Origin of the sequence: Lautropia dentalis, assembly GCF_003892345.1 — a bacterium.
GTDB classification, from domain to species: domain Bacteria; phylum Pseudomonadota; class Gammaproteobacteria; order Burkholderiales; family Burkholderiaceae_E; genus Lautropia; species Lautropia dentalis.
This window is the reverse complement of record NZ_RRUE01000002.1, coordinates 1,544,812-1,562,563: the sequence shown is the minus strand read 5'-3', so window position 1 is coordinate 1,562,563 and position 17,752 is coordinate 1,544,812. Positions and strand designations below refer to the sequence as shown.

The following is a 17,752-nucleotide window of genomic DNA, read 5'->3' as shown; positions in this document are numbered from 1 at the left end:
GCAATGGCCCCGGCAAGGTTCCCATCCGGACACCAGCCCCGGGCCGGCCTTCCCGGTCAGCCTTCCCACCGGAACCGCACCACGCGGTTCCCCTGAACATATTCTGGAGTTTCAACAACATGGCAGCAAAAACAGTCAATTTCGGCGACGAAGCCCGCGCCAAGCTGGTTGAAGGCGTCAACATCCTGGCCAACGCCGTCAAGGTCACCCTCGGTCCCAAGGGCCGCAACGTCGTGCTGGAGCGTTCCTTCGGCGCCCCCACCGTCACCAAGGACGGCGTCTCCGTGGCCAAGGAAGTCGAACTGAAGGACAAGCAGGCCAACATGGGTGCCCAGCTGGTCAAGGAAGTGGCCTCGCGCACCAGCGACAACGCCGGTGACGGCACCACCACCGCCACCGTGCTGGCCCAGGCCATCGTCCGCGAAGGCATGAAATACGTGGCCGCCGGCATGAACCCGATGGACCTCAAGCGTGGCATCGACAAGGCCGTCGCCGCCCTGATCGAGCAGCTCAAGAAGCAGTCCAAACCCACCACCACCAGCAAGGAAATCGCCCAGGTCGGCACCATCTCGGCCAACAGCGATGAAGAAATCGGCCAGATCATCGCCGACGCCATGGAAAAAGTGGGCAAGGAAGGCGTGATCACCGTCGAAGACGGCAAATCGCTGAACAACGAGCTGGATGTCGTCGAGGGCATGCAGTTCGACCGCGGCTACCTGTCGCCCTACTTCATCAACAACCCGGACCGCCAGGTGGCCGTTCTGGAAAACCCGTTCATCCTGCTGTGCGACAAGAAGATCAGCAACATCCGTGATCTGCTGCCGGTGCTGGAACAGGTTGCCAAGGCTGGCCGTCCGCTGCTGATCGTGGCCGAGGACATCGAGGGCGAGGCCCTGGCCACCCTGGTCGTCAACAACATCCGCGGCATCCTGAAGACCGTCGCTGTCAAGGCCCCGGGCTTCGGTGACCGTCGCAAGGCCATGCTGGAAGACATGGCCATCCTGACCGGCGGTGTGGTGATCTCCGAAGAAACCGGCGGCTCGCTGGAAAAAGCCACCCTCGAAGAGCTGGGCAGCGCTGCCCGCGTCGAAGTGGCCAAGGAAAACACCACCATCATCGACGGCGCCGGCAATGCCGCTTCCATCGAAGGCCGCGTCAAGGCCATCCGTGCCCAGATCGAAGAGGCCACCAGCGACTACGACCGCGAAAAACTGCAGGAGCGTGTTGCCAAGCTGGCCGGCGGTGTGGCCGTCATCCGCGTCGGTGCTGCCACCGAAGTGGAAATGAAAGAGAAGAAAGCCCGCGTCGAAGACGCGCTGCACGCCACCCGTGCCGCCGTCGAGGAAGGCGTGGTACCCGGCGGTGGCGTGGCCCTGCTGCGTGCCAAGTCGGCTGCGAAGATCGAAGGCTCCAACGCCGACCAGGAAGCCGGCATCAAGATCGTCCTGCGTGCCGTCGAAGAGCCGCTGCGCCAGATCGTCACCAACGCCGGTGAAGAAGCCAGCGTCATCGTCGCCAAGGTTGCCGAAGGCAAGGGCAACTTCGGCTACAACGCCGCCAACGGCGAATACGGCGATCTGGTCGCCATGGGCGTGGTCGACCCCACCAAGGTCACCCGCACCGCGCTGCAGAACGCCGCCTCCATCGCCGGCCTGCTGCTGACCACCGACGCCCTGATCTCCGAAGCACCGGAAGACAAGCCGGCTGCCGGTGGTATGGGTGGCATGGGCGGTATGGGTGGCATGGGCGGCATGGGCATGGACATGTAAGTCCTTCCCTGCCGGTCCTCACGGGCGCCCTGCGGGGCGTCCGCCGAACCCAGGCACAGAAAGGCCGCGTACGGGCAACCGTCGCGGCCTTTCTGTTGTCCTGACGCCGCCTGTCATGGGAAACATCCCTTCCCCATGACAGGTGGGTTTCATCGTCCGGTCCGTCGACAAACGGACCCTTGCGTCAGTCACCGACCTTAAGCACGCCACCGCGGCCCAGGCCGCCCTTGACCTGCTGCGCCTTGTACTCGCGCAGCGAGATCACCATGTTGTTGTAGGCGTCCATGAAGGCAGCCACCGTGGCCTTGCCCTCCGGCGTGCGCGAAAAGCCCGCCAGACCACCGGCCATGCTGCCACCCAGCGCGCCAAAGGCAGCCCCATAGTTCGACGCCGTGGCATTGCCCTCGGAGGCCGAGATCTGCACGCCCGAACGGATGTCATACAGCGACAGCGTCACCACCGACACCTTCTGTTCCACCGAACCTGCCAGCGCACCGGCCAGCGGCGAGAAAATGCCCACCAGACCACCGGCCACCTTGCCAGTGGAATCGTTGTCGATGATGATCGACGGTTCCATCAGGTAGTCGGCCGCCACGCGCTGGCCCTTCTGCTGTTTGGAACCGGCACGGAACTCGCCCGAATTGCGCTGTCTGTCCGTAATGGCTGCAATCTTGGCTTCGGTGCGGCTGTTGCCGATGGAGGTAATGACGAAGCAGTTCGACTGCTGCACGGCCAGGCGCAGCAGCGGTTCGATCGTCGTGACCTTGGTGGCTTCGCCAAAGGCCGAGTACCAGTCCTTATCCCGGCCATCATCCATGGCGATGGTGCCCAACGGTGCCTGGCAGCGCTCCAGCGAGGCATTGGCATTGGTGCTGGAACTGCCGGCCGCGCCCCCGCGGGAATCACTGGGGCTGTTACCCTTGGTGACCGAACCGCCTAGCATGTTGCCCGCCGCTGCACATCCGGCCAGTGCCGTCATGGAAGCCAGAACCAGTGCACCCCGCACAAATTTCTTCGTCAACATCGGAATAATCCTTATCAGATCAATCTAAAACATCAGCATCGCAGGGCAACCCGTACCCTCCGGCACGGCTGTCCTGCGGCAGAAACGCCGGAAGCAGGCGCCGCGCGTCGGTTGCTCCCGCCGCACCCCAGCATGCCCAACACCTCCAGCACCTGCTTCCACGAAAGAATGGCCGTTCTCCGTGACGGCCGGTGACCTGAGTCACCCGCCGGAAATCCGCTTTGTCTGCCCCTGCATCCAGAGCCGCCCCCCGGAGCCTGCCACGACCTTTCGTCGCAGCCATCCGGCCCTGCGACCGGTGGGATGCACCAGCGGACAGGCGGCTCCCGCGCATCCCACCCGCTGCTCAGTAGTACAGCCAGCTGCCGGCCGACCAGTACGTGTAGTAGTGGTAGGCATTCCACCAATAGCCCAGCCACAACGCGCGGTGGGAATCCACCCAGCGCCGCCAGGCAATGTCGTCGGCCTTGGCCTTCTGGGCCTCGGCCAGCAGTCTGGTGGCCTCGGCATCACCCTTGCCGGCAGCGGCAGACAGCCAGGATTCGGCCTCGGCCGGATCGGCACCCATTTCCTCGACTCCGCTCAGATAGAAGCGGCCCAGGGCCACCTGCGCCTTCGTGTTGCCGCGTTCGGCCGCACTGCGCATCCAAGTGATGGCTTTGTAGGTGTCACGCGAAATGCCATCACCCCGGAAAAAACGCAGCGCCAAGTCGAAGGCTGCCCGCGGATCTTCCTGCGCCTTCGCCTCCAGCGAGGCAATGCGTGCCTCTTCCTGCGTGGGCGGCTCGGGCATCCGCTCCTTACGCAGATCGGCACGCGACACACTGTTGCACCCCCTCTCTTCGGTGCAAACCCGCACTGGCTTGCCCGCCTGCGAATCGATGGCGTCCTTCTGGCCGATACCGGCACAGGCTCCCAGCAGCGCCGTCAGCGCCAGAACGGAAACGGAACGTGGAATCATGATGGGAAGAATCTCCTCTGATACACCCAAACACGGAAAATCCAGCCTACCGGAACTACCGTGCCCCCGCCATCGGCCAGATGGACAAACCGGAACGATTGGGCGAGCAAACTGCACGGAGCCCCCAAAACGGTTTATTCAGGACATGCATGAACGCTTTTGTCCCTGCGAGGACAAACGGGGTCGTGACATGTGCCAGCCAACGATCGGGAACCGTCGATACTGTCAAGCAAGTTTACTCTGACAAACCAACAATGGAACAGGCCAGGTGTCACACTGACCGTCAGATACCTGCCTGCATGCCCCATCTGACACGAATCACTGCTTCGCCTGTCGTGCACTGTCTGCTGCCCCGCCCTGTTGCAACACCACCTGCAGCCCCTCCTGCCAATCCACCGGCTGCCCCTCCCCTGTTGCTCCAACTGCCGCTTCCTGCCTGCCGTACCAGAGCATATCAGGACGCATTCGTCCCCGTGCCCGCCCCGACAGTGCACTGACAAGGCGCCCCGTACAGGCAAGGCTGGTCGCCCCGGCAAGCAGGACAGCACCTTCCGTCCCCCATGCACGACCGGTCATCAATCAACTCATCAAAAAAACAACAATGTCACGCTAGGCTAACATTTCGTCCCCTTTCGTTTCCCTGCGCACGGGCTTTCTTCCCCGGCAACGAGGACCCTGTGATGAGCTGCCTTCCCCGTCTGCCCGTCTGCCGCCAGACCCTGCTGGCCACCGCCGTGGCCCTGCTGCTGACCGCCTGCGGTGGCGGTGGAGGAAGCGACACGGCACCCTCCCCCGGCGCCCAGGGCGCGGCCCGGACGGACAGCCAGAACGGCTCGCAGCCAGCCGTGAACCCGCTGCGCCCGGGTACGGGCAGCGCCTCCGCAACCCCGGCCGGCAGCACCGATGCCAGTGGCCATCAGGCCGATGTCTGGGCGCGCCACGACGCCAGCAACAGCCCTGCCGGCAACGACCGCAGCGATGTCCAGAAAGCCGTCTCCAGCGGCGGCATCGCCTACCCCGACTGGACGCTGGGCAGCCGCAGGGAAGCCAGCCGCTTCCTCGCCCAGGCCAGCTTCGGCCCCTCGCCCAGCGACATCACCACCCTCACCGGCAGCACCGCCAATGCCTGGATCGAACAGCAGTTCGGCAAGGGCGGCACCTCGCTGGTGAACATCATGAACACCTGGCAGGCACGCCGTGGCAACGACCGCAAGCTGCAGGACACCCACGACGCCTGGTGGTACGCCACCACCCAGCACGACCAGCTGCGCCAGCGCATTGCGTATTCGCTGTCCCAGACCTTCGTGGTGTCGTCCAGTGGCGATGCCAGCCATTATCCGAAGGGCGTGGCCAGCTACTACGACATGCTGGCCCGCAACGCCTTCGGCAATTTTCGCCAGCTGCTGCAGGACGTGACCCTGCACCCGATGATGGGCGTGTATCTCACCCACATCGGCAACCAGAAGGAACGCTACAACTCGGCCGGTGAACTCACGCAGGCCCCGGACGAGAACTATGCCCGCGAGGTGATGCAGCTCTTCACCATCGGCCTCGAACAGCTCAACACCGACGGCAGCATCAAAAAGGACGGCAACGGCCGCCCCATTCCCACCTACAGCAATGATGACGTGATGGGGCTGGCACGGGTGTTCACCGGCCTGAGCTGGAGTGGCAACGCCCGTTCGCACGGCTGTTTCTTCCGCACCTCGGCCTGTCTGGATGCCCTGAAGGACGCCGAGATGCGTCCGATGGTCACCTACGACCAGTACCACTCCACGCTGGAAAAACGTTTCCTGGGCAAGACCATTGCCGCCGGCTCCAGCAGCACCATGGGCGACATCACCGTGGCGCTGGATACGCTGTTCAACCACCCCAACGTCGGCCCCTTCTTCGGGCGACAGATGATCCAGCGACTGGTCACCAGCAACCCCTCGCCCGCCTATGTCAAGCGTGTAGCAAGCGCCTTCAACGACAATGGCAACGGCGTGCGGGGTGACATGAAGGCCGTCATCCGGGCCGTGCTGCTCGACCCCGAAGCCCGCAACACCACCGCCCGCCAGCAGGCCGGCTGGGGCCGCATCCGCGAGCCGCTGCTGCGCTTCACGCACCTGATGCGCGCCTTCAACGCCACCTCGCTGACCGGCAACTGGCCGCTCGGCATCACCGAAGTGCCGGGCAACCTGAACCAGACCGCCATGCGCTCGCCCTCGGTGTTCAATTTCTACCGGCCGGGCTTCACCCCGGCGGGCACGCCCATTGCCAAAGCGGGACTGGTGGCCCCGGAAATGCAGATCCTGCACGAGAGCAGCGTGGCCGGCTATGCCGATTATCTGGACCGCTTCGTCGGCGCCACCTCACCCTGTCTGGTGGGGCTGGGCAACATGATTGCCGATCCGGGCAACACCCAGTGTGGCGAGAAAAAACGGGAAATTCGCCTGGACATCGATTCGCTGCTGAACAAGGCGGGCGACATCGATGCGCTGATCGATGAAATCGACGTGCTGATGCTCAGCGGCCAGATGCAGACCAATACCCGCCAGACCATCCGCAACGCGCTGAACACCATCCAGTACAACTACCGCCGCACGGACGAGAACACCCGCAACATCCACCGTCGCCGCACCTCGCTGGCGCTGTACATGGCGCTGCTGTCGACGGATTACCTCGTGCTCAAGTGACGCAAATGAAACCACGGTTCGCCAAAGTGACGCAGGTGAGATCACGGTTCCCCCGCATGTTCCCATCCGCGACATGATGTACCCCGGCGTATGTCATGGACCCGTTTGTCCCAAGCCCCATCGATACCGTTCCAGCCGTTCCAACCACCAGGCCACGATCATGAATTCCGAACAGCACGACCACGACTGCGACCACCACGACCACAGCCGCCGCCGCCTGCTGCGTTCTGCCCTGGGGCTGGCCCTGACCGGCCCGGCTGCCTTTGCCGTCAACCTGGCCCACATCGGTGCGGCCGCCGCCCAGAGCGCCGGCAGTGACGACTACAAGGCACTGATCTGCCTGTTCATGTACGGCGGCAACGATCAGGCCAACACCCTGGTGGCCACCAGCGGCCGTTCGTGGGAACGTTACCGCAACCTGCGTGGCGACAGCATCGGCATGCCCGACCCGGGTGTCAATGGCGGCCTGCTGCCCATCAGCCCCGACAACCTGTCTGCCTTCGGCAACAGCGGCACCTTTGCCCTGCACCCGGCGCTGACCGACACCCGCGCCCTGTTCGAGCAGAAAAAACTGGCCTTCGTCGCCAACGTCGGCCCGCTGATCGAGCCGATCACGCCCGACGAATACCGCCGGATGCAGAAGCGCTACCCGGACCGGCTGTTCTCGCACAACGACCAGCAGGCCACCTGGCAGACCTTCTCGCCCGAAGGCAGCCGCGCCGGCTGGGGTGGCAATCTGGCCAGCCTGCTGGCCGACAGCTACAACGCCACGGCCCCCTTCTTCAGCGCCATTTCCACCGCCAGCAGTGCCGCTGCCTGGCTCAGTGGCCAGCGCATCAACCCGTACAGCGTGCCGCTGACGGGCAAAATCGGCTTCGTGCAGTCCGACATGCCGCTGGGAGGCATCGACAACAACGGTGCCCCGCTGCGCGACATTCTGAATCTGGAACCAGCCGGTGGCAACCTGCTGGAAAAGACCTACAGCGAACTGTACAAACGCACGCTGCAGTATCAGGAACGCATGCGCAGCGCCCTGATCGACGAAAACGATTCGCGCCTGCTGGCCGTACCGCAGAACCGGCTGGATGGCCATAAAAATTCGGTGGTCGAACAGCTTCGCACCGTGGCGCGCATCATTGCCAGCCGGCAGAACCTGGGTGTGCGGCGGCAGGTGTTCTTCATCAGCCTGGGCGGTTTCGACACCCACAGTGGCCAGAAAAACACCCAGAACAAGCTGCTCGCACAGATCGACCAGACGCTCGCCCATTTTGCACGGCAGATGAGGGTGCTGGGCGTGGAAGACCAGGTCACGCTCTTCACCGCCTCGGACTTCGGCCGCAGCATGCGCAGCAACGGCGCCGGCACCGACCACGGCTGGGGCAGCCATCACCTGGTGGCCGGCGGTGCCGTACAGGGCGGACGGCTGTATGGCACATTTCCGGAGTTCGATCTCAACGGCGCCAACGACATCCACGGCCGGCTGGTGCCGCGCTACTCGGTGGAGCAGTATGCCGCGGCGCTGGGCCGATGGTTTGGCGTATCGGACAGCGGCCTGCTGGAGGCCCTGCCCGGGCTGCGCAATTTCGACGCAAAGGCGCTGCAGTTCATGCGGACATAGCAGACACCAGCGTCATGCATGTGCAGATACAGTACCAGCCCCCTGCCCCGGCGACGCATCGCTTCCCGCGCGCCCGTCTGTCCGTTCAACAGGGCAAACCAGGCAACCGGGCAAACCAGCATAAAAATGCCATGAAAACGGGCGTGTTCGCGCGCCCGGGTTTCAGACCTCATGAGCCCAGGGAGGTTTTCTCACCCTTCGTTCCTTCGGGAATGGGAAACACCCGGTCATAGATGATGTTGTACACGAAGGCAAACACCACGTAGAACACCACGATGGCGATGTCGGCCACCAGCGCTTCCCAGAGCGTCATGTCCAGCCACCAGGCGATCAGCGGCACCAGCATCACCACCAGCCCCAGCTCGAACAGCACCGCATGCAGCACCCGTACGCGCATGCGCTTGTGCACCGAGCCGGTGAGCCTTTTGAGGGCATGGTCGAAGCCCCAGTTGTAGAGATAATTCCACACGGCCGCAATGGTGGCCGTGGTGATGCCCAACGACCCGATGTTGAGCGGATCGAAGCCGAAAAAAATGGTGCCGATGGGCACCAGAATGGCCAGCGCCGACACCTCGAACAGCAGCAGGTGCCGGACGCGATCTGCAGGGGTACGCATCAGTTGGCGGGCGGATAACCTGCTTCCGTCAGTGCCTTCGCAAATGCGGCCCTGTCACCATTGCTGTGAATGGTGGCCACGTGCCTTTCCAGGTCGATGTCGACCTGCACACCCGGCTCGACCTGCTGGGCCGTGTTCGTGACCGTTTTGGAGCAGTGGCCACAGGTCATGTCGGGGAGCTGGAACTGGATCATGATGCACTCCATGAAGAGAAGGAAGAAGACGGGCACAGACCCGGGTCATGCCCTGACCGGGGGCGCGTGCTGCACATGGAGCAGGCAGACACCCAACAGGCAGACGCCCGTGCCGGCGGCGGCTACCGAACATTCTATACCCTCTGTCCCCCTGCTCAGCGTGTTGCAAAGAGCTGGTCCAGGCGTTCCTGCTCACGAATGTCGGCAGCGATTTCGTGGGCAACCTTTTCATCGTAGCCAACGGCCATGGCCAGCTTCTCGTAAGGGATCACCCGGGATGACCCGTTGGGATCCTCCCACTCGGCACAATGGTCATGCGTCCAGTTGCGGATCTCCCACGCCCCCATCTCGCCAAAGCGCTGCCAGACTCGCCCGAGAATATCGATTTCAACCGGCGACAGCTCATCGAGATCGTCTGTCGTGACCTCGCGCCGCAGGGACACCTGGTGGTCTTCCTTGTCGGCAACCCAGTCCTCCCATCCCCCCGGAGACGGCTCGACATAGCCGTTGATCAGGTTGAGCGTGGTGGACAGGACGGGGCCATGCGGCATGGATACCAGCCGGTCCCATGACATGGGGTAACCCGTCTCACGCATCGATTCCCGGTCTGCCAGATAGAGCAGCTTCATGAGCTTCAGATGCGGCATTCTGTGCCCGGGCGCCTTTGCCAGAAAGAAGGCAGCAACCTGGGCTGTTTTGACTTCCTTGAACATTGCAGCCTGCCTGCCCGCAGCAACGGGCGTCCGAACCGGGCAAGAGCCCGCATGCCTTCGCCCCCTCAATGCCCCGACACGCTCTTCAGCAAGGCCGCAGCCTCCTCGCCCTGCTTCAGGAAGCTGTTGAGCTGCGCGGAACTCGTGTGGATCTCGCCCAGCCGGCCCGTGCTCACCACCCGTCCGGCCTCCACCAGGATGATGGCATCGAAGTGTGGCAGCAGCAACGGCCGGTGGATGGACGCGATGATGGTGGCATCACGCCGCGCCTCGAAGAAGTCCGCCACCAGCGCCGCTTCGGTGGACGGGTCCAGTGCCGACGTGGGCTCGTCCAGCAGCAGCAGGCTGCTGGCCTCGGCCGCCACCAGCGCGCGGGCAATGGCCACCCGCTGGCGCTGCCCGCCCGACAGGTTGCCCCCGCGCGCCGTGATCTTCGCATCCAGCCCGCCGGGCATCTTCGCCACGAAGGCCGATGCCTGGGCGATGTCCAGCGCCTGCTGGTAGCGCAGCTCGGCCGGCTGGTTCAGTGCGGCTTCCTGGGCCAGCAGCGAACCATCGGTGGCAACCGCCCCTGATATACCCCGTGTGCCTGACGCCGCGGCATCCGCTCCCCGTATGCCCTGTACACCCCGTGGCCCCGCCTCCAGCCCGGCGGGTGCCGCAGTCTGGTTCAAACGTGCCGCAGTCTGGTTCGAACCTTTTGGCACCGCACGCTGGTTCGTGTCTTGTGCCCCTGCATACCCCGGCTCCGTCGGATCCGCGACACCAGCCCCCGCGTCCGCCATCACCAGGTTCTCCCGCAGTGTGCCGCCGAACAGCTCGGCATCCTGCGGCAGCAGTGTGGCCATGTGGCGCAGGGCCGGCGCAATACCCGGTGCCGGCAGCGGACCGCTGCCATCCACCCGCAGCTGCCCGGCCCCCGGTGCATACAGCCCGGCCAGCAGCCGCAGCAGCGTGGTCTTGCCCGAGCCACTGGGGCCGACCAGCGCGTAACGTTTGCCCCGCTGCAGGGTCAGATCCACCCCGGTCAGCGAACCGCCGGCCGACTCCGGATTGTCCGGATCCAGCGGCGGACGCTCGAACACCACGCCCTCCAGCGAAAGCTGCTGCCAGTCGGCGGGCAGATGCGGTGCACGCGCTTCCTGCACCTGTGCATGGGCCGAAACGCCAGCCTGCGACACATAGGCCCACGACGAGGCCCCCTCGGCCAGCGGCAGCGCGCGAATCTCGTCACCGCTCGTGTAATCGACCTTCTGGCGCGTGAGCGACTGGAAATGTGCCGCCACACCGGTGATCACGCTGCCCGCCTGCAGCGCATACTCATACACCATGAACAGGTTGCCGATGCGCACCCCTTCCACGGCCTGCGTCGCAGCCTGGCCCGCTACGCCTGCCGCCTGGGTGCCGGCACCTGCGGCACCGGCCACGGAACCGGCAGCCCCCGCGACCTGCCCGGCCGCCCCTGCAGCCCCTTGCGTCGCTGCATCGGCAGCCGCCTGCACCTCCGGCCCGGCCGGCACCACACCCTGCATCGACAGCCACACATACAGCGACAGCAGCACGATCCACAGCACGCAGTTGAGCAGATCGACCGTGGCCCACTTGCCCTCGTTGTAGACGATGGCCCGCCTGACCGGCGCGAACACCGCATCCAGCCTTGTGTCGACGAGCTTCAGCACCCCGCGCTGCAGCCGCAGTGCCAGTACCGACAGCACGTTGACCAGCCCGTCCGAGAGGCTGGCCCAGTATTCGCGGTCGGCCGCATTCTCCTCGCGCGCCAGCCGCATCATGATTTTGTCGAACGACACGATGATGGCCGCCAGCAGCAGATAGCCCACCACGGCCACCCCGCCCACCCACGGCGAGATGAACCACAGCGCCACCACCGGCCCCACCAGCCGCACCACGCTCTGCAGATAGATGAACTGGCTCTGCGCGAAGTCGTACAGCGCCCGCGTGGTCTGCTGCACCCGGTGCGCCGTTTCCACCCCATGCTGCGCTTCATGCCAGCCCAGTGGTGCCGCATACAGCCGCTCCATCAGGTCGGTAGACACGCGCTGGCGCACCACCAGCGCCACGTTGCGTTCCAGAATGCGCCCCGGCCCGTGCATCAGCCAGCTGGCCAGCGTGGCCAGAAACACCAGCAGCAGCATCTGTCCGGCCTGCGAAAGGCCGTCGATGCCCTGTGCCTGCAGCGTGTTGATGGCCGACCCCGCCAGCGCCGGCACGGCCAGCTTGAAGCCCTGCGAGCCGATCAGCAGGATCACGGCCCACATCAGCGTGCTGCGCCGCCCGGCGGCAAAGCGCCAGAGTTCGCGGTACAGAAAGCCGATGCCGAGCGGAGGGTTGGCGGAAGATGAGGTTGAGGTGGAAGAAGCGGTCTTGTCAGTCATGAAGGAGGCCCTGGTTGATGGCCCTATTCTGACTGATCATGCCTGGCTGTTGTGCCCGGCGGGGTTGGCGCGCCGAGATTTCTGACTATTGGGCATCACATCCTGCAGCGCCCGCTACCAAACCCGGAAAATATCCACTGAGGGTACAGGCAGACGGAACAGCGACTCACCGGGGAAACTTCTGGCTTCCATGGACGATGGCCAGCACCGTGACGCCCTCATCCGATGCCTTGTAGAAGATCACGTAAGGCTGGACCGCAATTTCGCGGGCATCCGGGAACCGGTCACTCACCTTGAACAACCGCGGAAAGCGCCGGAGAGGCTGCACGGCCGCCTGCAGCCGCCCTACAATCGCCAGCGCATTCTGTGGGCTTTGCTCGTTGATGTAGCTGGCTATTTCCAGCAAATCGGACTCCGCCTGCTCACTCCAGACGATAGGCAATACAGGTGGCAGTGAGTCCCTGCTCATCGAGCCTGTCCAGCCTGGGACAGGATCCGCTGGCGAACCTCCGCCATCAGCTGATCGTGATCCTTGCCGGGACCAGTCTCGGCCAGGGCACGTGCGATTTTCTCCCTGACCCACTCCGTATAGCCTGGCTCTTCCTCGGCAGCGGGGTCTTCATGGATCAGGGGATCTTGGGTAGTGATTGCAGCGTTCATGGAAGCTCCAGGATGTATCCGGACATCATACGGGGCGCCGAAAGGCCCGACAAGCCCCGGGCGGGCGCCCGTGCAATGGCCCAGCGGAACCTGCAGAGGCTCCCGGGACCTGTCATGCCCTCCCCCACACGAATCCCTCGGGCCGTCTCCACGAAAGCCGCTCAGGTGTGGGGCGCATCCGTCCCTGCAGGGAACGCCCACGCTGCCCCCCAAGCCAGCACACTCGCCACCAGCGACACCCCCACCATCGGCGCAGGGCTCCCGTTGGACAGGGATGCCACCACCAGGCCGAACAGTGCCGTCACCGCCATCTGGATGAAGAAGAACAGCCCGGACACGGCACCCACCGCCCCGGCATGCGGCTGCATCACCGCAAACTGGCAGGCCGGGATGCTCATGCCCACCGACAGCATGATCGGCACCATCGGCAGCACGATGGCCAGCAGCGACCCCGGAAACACCAGCGTCGCCGCAGCCCAGACCACCGCAAACAGCAGGTTCAGCCGCAGGGCCCGTCCGATGACGCCCTCGGCACCCCAGGCGCCAAAACGGCGCCGGAACACCGATGCCCCGCCCAGATATCCGAGGATGGTCAGCGCAAACACCCCCGCATACTGCACCTGCGACAGCCCCAGCGTGCGCTGCAACACCAGCGACGATTCCGCCACGAACGGAAAATAGGTGCAGTAGATGGCGCTGATGATCAGCGAATGGCGCAGGAAATGCCTGTCGTGCAGCAGGGAACCATAAAGACGGAGAAGTCCCGGCTGCACGGGAAGCTCGCGATCATCCTCTCCGGCATGATGATTTCCGGCAGGATGAACCGGTCCGTGCCGCCCCGGCTTCGTCTCCGGCACCACCGTACACAATGCCAGCAGCACGCCCGCGGCCACCACCGCCAGCACCACGAACACCCAGCGCCAGCCCAATGCCACATCGATGACACTGCCGATGAGCGGCGCCACCACCGGCGACAGCGCCATGCCGGACGACATCCAGCTCAGGTACGAGACCTGCTCGGCCTTCTGAAAACGGTCCCGCACGATGACGCGGCCCACCACCGTGCCGCAGCACCCCCCCAGCGCCTGCAAAAGCCGGGCTGCAATCAGCATGCCGCCCGAATCTGCCAGGGCACAGGCGATGGTGGCCAGCAGATAGAGCGCCGTGCCACCGATCAGCACCGGTCGCCGGCCGTAGCGGTCGGCCAGTGGCCCGCAGACCAGCATCGACACCGCATAGCCCGCCATGTACACCGTCATGGTCAGGCTCAGCTGGAATTCGGACAGCTGCAGTGCCTGCCCGATCACCGGCAGCGACGGCAGATAGATGTCGATGGTGATGCGCGGCAGGCACACCACGGCCAGCAGGATCAGCAGCCAGGCTGCGGGGGAGAGTCTGTCCCTGTTCATGTGTCTCCTCCGTGGGAACAGGTAAAAAAAATCCGGCCCTGTCAGCCCGCATCCCTTTCCGGACGCGAACCGGCAAAGCCGGATTCGGGGAAAGGCCGATCACTGAATGGTCGACGAATACCCGTCGTTGCCGTTGTACGTCCCGTCCTGGCTCCACTGGCCACTGCCGCTGCGGTAGCTGTTTCGCTGTCCCCCCTGCTGCAGGGTGCTGCGCTGGCCATGCTGGTAGCCGTTGTTGTACTGGCCGCCGTTCTGGTTGTACTGCCCGTTGCCGTTGTTCTGGTACTGACCGTTCTGACCATTGCCGTACTGGCCGGCGCGCTGCTGCTGTTCGGGGCTGGCGGCCTGACCCACGTAGATTTCCACGCGGCGGTTCTGGGCTCGACCAGCCGGGGTGCTGTTGTCGGCGATCGGGTCACGGCTGCCGCGGCCGTCGATCATGATGCGCGAGACCTGCACGCCACGGGCCACCAGATAGTCACGGGCGCTGGCAGCGCGGTTGACCGACAGCGGGTTGTTGATGGCGTCCGTGCCCGTGCTGTCGGTGTGACCGATGATCTGCACGGTCGTGGCCGGGTTGGCCACCAGCGTCTGGGCGAAGCGGTCCAGAATGGGCTGGAAGTTCGGCAGGATCGCTGCACTGTTGATGCGGAACGAGATGTCGCTCGGGATGTCCAGCTGCAGCAGGTTCTCGCGGGTCTGCGTCACCTGCACGCCCGTGCCGGCGGTGGCCTCTTCCATGGCGCGCTTCTGCTCTTCCATCTGGCGTGACCAGATGTAGGTGCCCACGCCGGCGATGGCGCCACCGATCAGCGCGCCGTTGCGCACGCCCTTGGCGCCGGAGGTGTTGCCACCAAGGGCAGCCCCCACCGCGGCACCGATGCCGGTGCCGATGGCCGTGCGACGCTGGGTGTCATCCATGCCCGCACAGCCGGCCACCAGCAGCGCCGTGGCCACGGCGGCCACCACCGCCTGGCGGGCACCGGCGCCACGACGGCCCATTTTCCGGGACGCGCCCTGCTCGCCCTGCGCCGGCATCGCCACGGTCTGGGCGGACATCATCACGGCCTTGGCCGGCTGTTCGACAAACTTCGACATGCTGTTCACTCCTTGGGATCTGATCATGTCTGCAAAAGCCCGGAAGCCGCACAGACCTGGCGTCCGGCCTGCCTGACGCGGTGCAGACAATGGGCCAGATTATCACCTGATCCCGGCGCAGACCGTCAATTCCCGTGACGGCCGTTCATCGGGCCGGCCGCTGCACCGCACGGCATGTCCACACTGCGTCCAGTACAACGCTTCATGGACACAATGAGACGACTGGTTGGGCGCCCATCTGCGGCTGTGAGCAGGCCGTGTACAGCAAAGTGCCATGGAAACTTTCCGCCCCCGTCCAGCCGTCCGGCAGTTCACCCGGGCTGTACGCCGGCAGTGTTGCACGGTCTGGCAAGACGGTCCCAGCTTGCACATGATGCCCTGTCGGCACACGGCCCGAACCAGCGCGGGGATGAACAAGTCCATGACACGCTCTAGAATGGCGGGCAGCAACCGCCCGAAGGAGTCTACCCATGCGCAAGCCGTTCAATTTCAGTGCCGGTCCGGCCGTGCTGCCCGAAGCCGTCCTGGCCCGGGCCGCCAGCGAGATGTCCGACTGGCATGGCACCGGCATGTCGGTGATGGAAATGTCGCACCGCGGCAAGGACTACATGGGCATCCAGGCCCAGGCCGAAGCCGATCTGCGTGAACTGCTGAACATCCCGTCCGGATACCGGGTGCTGTTTCTGGCCGGGGGCGCCACGCTGCAGTTTGCGGCACTGGCACTGAACCTGCTGCCCGAGGACGGCAGCGCCGACTACATCGACACCGGCATCTGGTCCTCGAAGGCCATCGGCGAGGCACAGCGCTTCGGCACCGTGCGCGTGGCCGCCAGCAGCAAGGACAGCGGCTACACCCGCGTTCCCGACCGCAACGACTGGAATCTGGATCCGAATGCAGCCTATGTGCACCTCTGCGGCAACGAGACCATCGGCGGGGTGGAGTTCCACGACACGCCCGACGTGGGCCGCGTGCCGCTGGTGGTGGATGCCTCGTCGCACATCCTGTCGCGTCCCATGGACGTGCGCCGCTACGGCATGATCTACGGCGGTGCCCAGAAGAACATCGGGCCGGCCGGGCTGTCGCTGGTGATCATCCGCGAAGACTTGCCCGGTCGTGCCCGCAGGGCCATGCCATCCATTCTGGATTACGGCAAACAGGCCGAAAACGACTCCATGATCAACACCCCGCCCACCTACGCCATCTATCTGGCCGGACTGGTGTTCCAGTGGCTGAAGGATCTGGGTGGGCTGACGGAAATGGCCCGCCGCAATGAGGCCAAGGCCAGGCTGCTCTACGACGCACTGGACGCCAGCAGCTTCTACAGCAACCCGGTGGCGCCGGAGAACCGTTCGTGGATGAACGTGCCGTTCACGCTGGCCGATGCGTCGCTGGATGCCGAATTCCTGAAGGGCGCCGAGGCCCGCGGCCTGATGAACCTGAAGGGGCACCGCTCGGTGGGCGGCATGCGTGCGTCCATCTACAACGCCATGCCGCTGGAAGGGGTGCAGGCGCTGGTGGATTACCTGAAGGAATTCGAAAGGACGCGCGCCTAGGGACCCTCTGCAGCCTTCGAGAACATCCATCCATGAGTTCCAGCTTCGTTCAAACCCTCCGCCAGCGCTGGGCCGCTGCCGATTCCATGCTGTGCGTGGGACTGGATCCGGATCCGGCCCGCATCCCGTCATATCTGGGGACCGGGCCGGCAGCCATCGACCATTTCTGCCGCCAGATCATTGCGGCCACAGCCGACACGGCCTGCGCCTTCAAGCCGCAGATCGCCTACTTTGCCGCCCAGGGCGCCGAAGAGGTACTGGCCGGGCTGATCCGCCATATCCATGCCGACTACCCCGGCATTCCGGTGATTCTGGACGCCAAGCGCGGTGACATCGGCAGTACCGCCCGGCAGTACGGTGTGGAGGCCTTCGACCGTTTCGGCGCCGATGCGCTGACGCTCTCGCCCTTCATGGGTTTCGACTCCATCGAGCCCTACTTCGACTGGGCCGGCCGCGGGCTGATCCTGCTGTGCCGCACCAGCAACCCGGGGGGCAATGACCTGCAGGCGCTGCCGGTCCTGCCCGAGCAGCCCGCCAGCCAGACGGTGGTCACAGGGACAGGGGGCGCTTCCGCCGTATCCCAGGGCGTTCCGCCTACCACGGCCGGCGCGGCCACCACCGTATCGGCAGCCATCACGCAACCGTCGGCACTGACCCACGGGACAGCGGTTGCCGCAGGGCCGGAGACGGTCACGCGCCTCTACGAACACCTGGCCTCACTGGCCGCCGGCCCGTGGAACCGCAATGGCGAGCTGGGGCTGGTGGTGGGTGCCACCTTCCCCGACGAACTGGCCCGCGTGCGTGCGCTGGCCCCCACCCTGCCGCTGCTGGTGCCCGGTGTGGGTGCCCAGGGGGGCGATGTCGATGCCACCGTGCGTGCCGGGCTGGATGCCAGCGGGTACGGGCTGATCATCAATTCGTCCCGCGCCATCCTGTACGCCGGCCAGGGCACGGACTTTGCCGACGCCGCCCGGCAGGTAGCGCTGCAGACCCGCGACGCCATCCGGGCAGCACGGCAGGCCGCACGGGGCTGAATACCAGCCCCTGCCCTGCAAAGGCCACGCCG

The 17,752-nt window shown here is 65.1% G+C and carries 14 protein-coding genes and 1 pseudogene; 5 read left to right on the top strand and 10 right to left on the bottom strand.

Going from position 1 to position 17,752, the window contains the following annotated elements; genetic code table 11:
• Positions 1-119: 119 nt before the first annotated feature.
• Positions 120-1,769 carry a chaperonin GroEL gene (gene groL / locus EHV23_RS14360; protein WP_125096665.1) on the top strand — a complete coding sequence of 550 codons (1,650 nt, stop codon included), beginning with the start codon at positions 120-122 and terminating at the stop codon, positions 1,767-1,769.
• Positions 1,770-1,953: 184 nt separating this feature from the next.
• On the opposite strand, the gene EHV23_RS14355 is transcribed toward groL, so the two are convergent.
• Together EHV23_RS14355 and EHV23_RS14350 are read right to left on the bottom strand one after the other, a co-directional pair.
• Positions 1,954-2,793: a hypothetical protein gene (locus tag EHV23_RS14355; RefSeq protein WP_125096664.1), complete on the bottom strand. Its 840-nt coding sequence runs from the start codon at positions 2,791-2,793 to the stop codon at positions 1,954-1,956.
• 346 nt (positions 2,794-3,139) lie between these two features.
• Positions 3,140-3,754, bottom strand: coding sequence for a tetratricopeptide repeat protein (locus EHV23_RS14350; RefSeq protein ID WP_125096663.1), 615 nt, complete (start codon positions 3,752-3,754; stop codon positions 3,140-3,142).
• Positions 3,755-4,434: 680 nt separating this feature from the next.
• On the opposite strand from EHV23_RS14350, the gene EHV23_RS14345 reads away from it, so the two are divergent.
• Positions 4,435-6,432 carry a DUF1800 domain-containing protein gene (locus EHV23_RS14345; RefSeq protein ID WP_125096662.1) on the top strand — a complete coding sequence of 666 codons (1,998 nt, stop codon included), beginning with the start codon at positions 4,435-4,437 and terminating at the stop codon, positions 6,430-6,432.
• Positions 6,433-6,592: 160 nt separating this feature from the next.
• Entirely contained in the window at positions 6,593-8,050 is a 1,458-nt protein-coding gene (locus EHV23_RS14340; RefSeq protein WP_125096661.1) for a DUF1501 domain-containing protein, read from the top strand.
• 169 nt (positions 8,051-8,219) lie between these two features.
• On the opposite strand, the gene EHV23_RS14335 is transcribed toward EHV23_RS14340, so the two are convergent.
• From EHV23_RS14335 to EHV23_RS14300, 8 genes and pseudogenes are all read right to left on the bottom strand, one after another.
• Positions 8,220-8,666, bottom strand: coding sequence for a PACE efflux transporter (locus EHV23_RS14335; RefSeq protein ID WP_125096660.1), 447 nt, complete (start codon positions 8,664-8,666; stop codon positions 8,220-8,222).
• Positions 8,666-8,860, bottom strand: a complete 195-nt coding sequence (locus EHV23_RS14330) for a heavy-metal-associated domain-containing protein (protein ID WP_125096659.1) — start codon at positions 8,858-8,860, stop codon at positions 8,666-8,668. The genes EHV23_RS14335 and EHV23_RS14330 overlap by 1 nt, the downstream gene beginning before the upstream one ends.
• Positions 8,861-9,015: 155 nt before the next feature.
• Positions 9,016-9,489, bottom strand: coding sequence for a Panacea domain-containing protein (locus EHV23_RS14325; protein ID WP_203229017.1), 474 nt, complete (start codon positions 9,487-9,489; stop codon positions 9,016-9,018).
• A gap of 149 nt (positions 9,490-9,638) precedes the next feature.
• Positions 9,639-11,966, bottom strand: a complete 2,328-nt coding sequence (locus EHV23_RS15370; protein ID WP_158615998.1) for an ATP-binding cassette domain-containing protein — start codon at positions 11,964-11,966, stop codon at positions 9,639-9,641.
• A gap of 166 nt (positions 11,967-12,132) precedes the next feature.
• Positions 12,133-12,435 (bottom strand): type II toxin-antitoxin system RelE/ParE family toxin, encoded by a 303-nt coding sequence (locus EHV23_RS14315; protein ID WP_125096657.1) that lies wholly within the window; start codon positions 12,433-12,435, stop codon positions 12,133-12,135.
• Positions 12,432-12,626 (bottom strand): antitoxin, encoded by a 195-nt coding sequence (locus EHV23_RS14310; RefSeq protein ID WP_125096656.1) that lies wholly within the window; start codon positions 12,624-12,626, stop codon positions 12,432-12,434. Before EHV23_RS14310 ends, EHV23_RS14315 begins: the two co-directional genes overlap by 4 nt.
• A gap of 161 nt (positions 12,627-12,787) precedes the next feature.
• A complete protein-coding gene (locus EHV23_RS14305; protein ID WP_125096655.1) occupies positions 12,788-14,035 on the bottom strand; it encodes a multidrug effflux MFS transporter in 1,248 nt (415 codons plus the stop codon).
• 321 nt (positions 14,036-14,356) lie between these two features.
• A pseudogene (locus tag EHV23_RS14300) lies at positions 14,357-15,037 on the bottom strand (YiaD family glycine zipper/OmpA-like lipoprotein); the annotation flags it as partial.
• A 566-nt stretch (positions 15,038-15,603) separates the two neighbouring features.
• Here EHV23_RS14300 and serC point away from each other — a divergent pair.
• The gene (gene serC / locus EHV23_RS14295) at positions 15,604-16,686 is read left to right on the top strand and encodes a 3-phosphoserine/phosphohydroxythreonine transaminase (RefSeq protein WP_125096654.1); all 1,083 of its coding nucleotides are present in this window, start codon (positions 15,604-15,606) and stop codon (positions 16,684-16,686) included.
• Between the two features lie 32 nt (positions 16,687-16,718).
• A complete protein-coding gene (gene pyrF, locus EHV23_RS14290; protein ID WP_125096653.1) occupies positions 16,719-17,720 on the top strand; it encodes an orotidine-5'-phosphate decarboxylase in 1,002 nt (333 codons plus the stop codon).
• Positions 17,721-17,752: the final 32 nt, after the last annotated feature.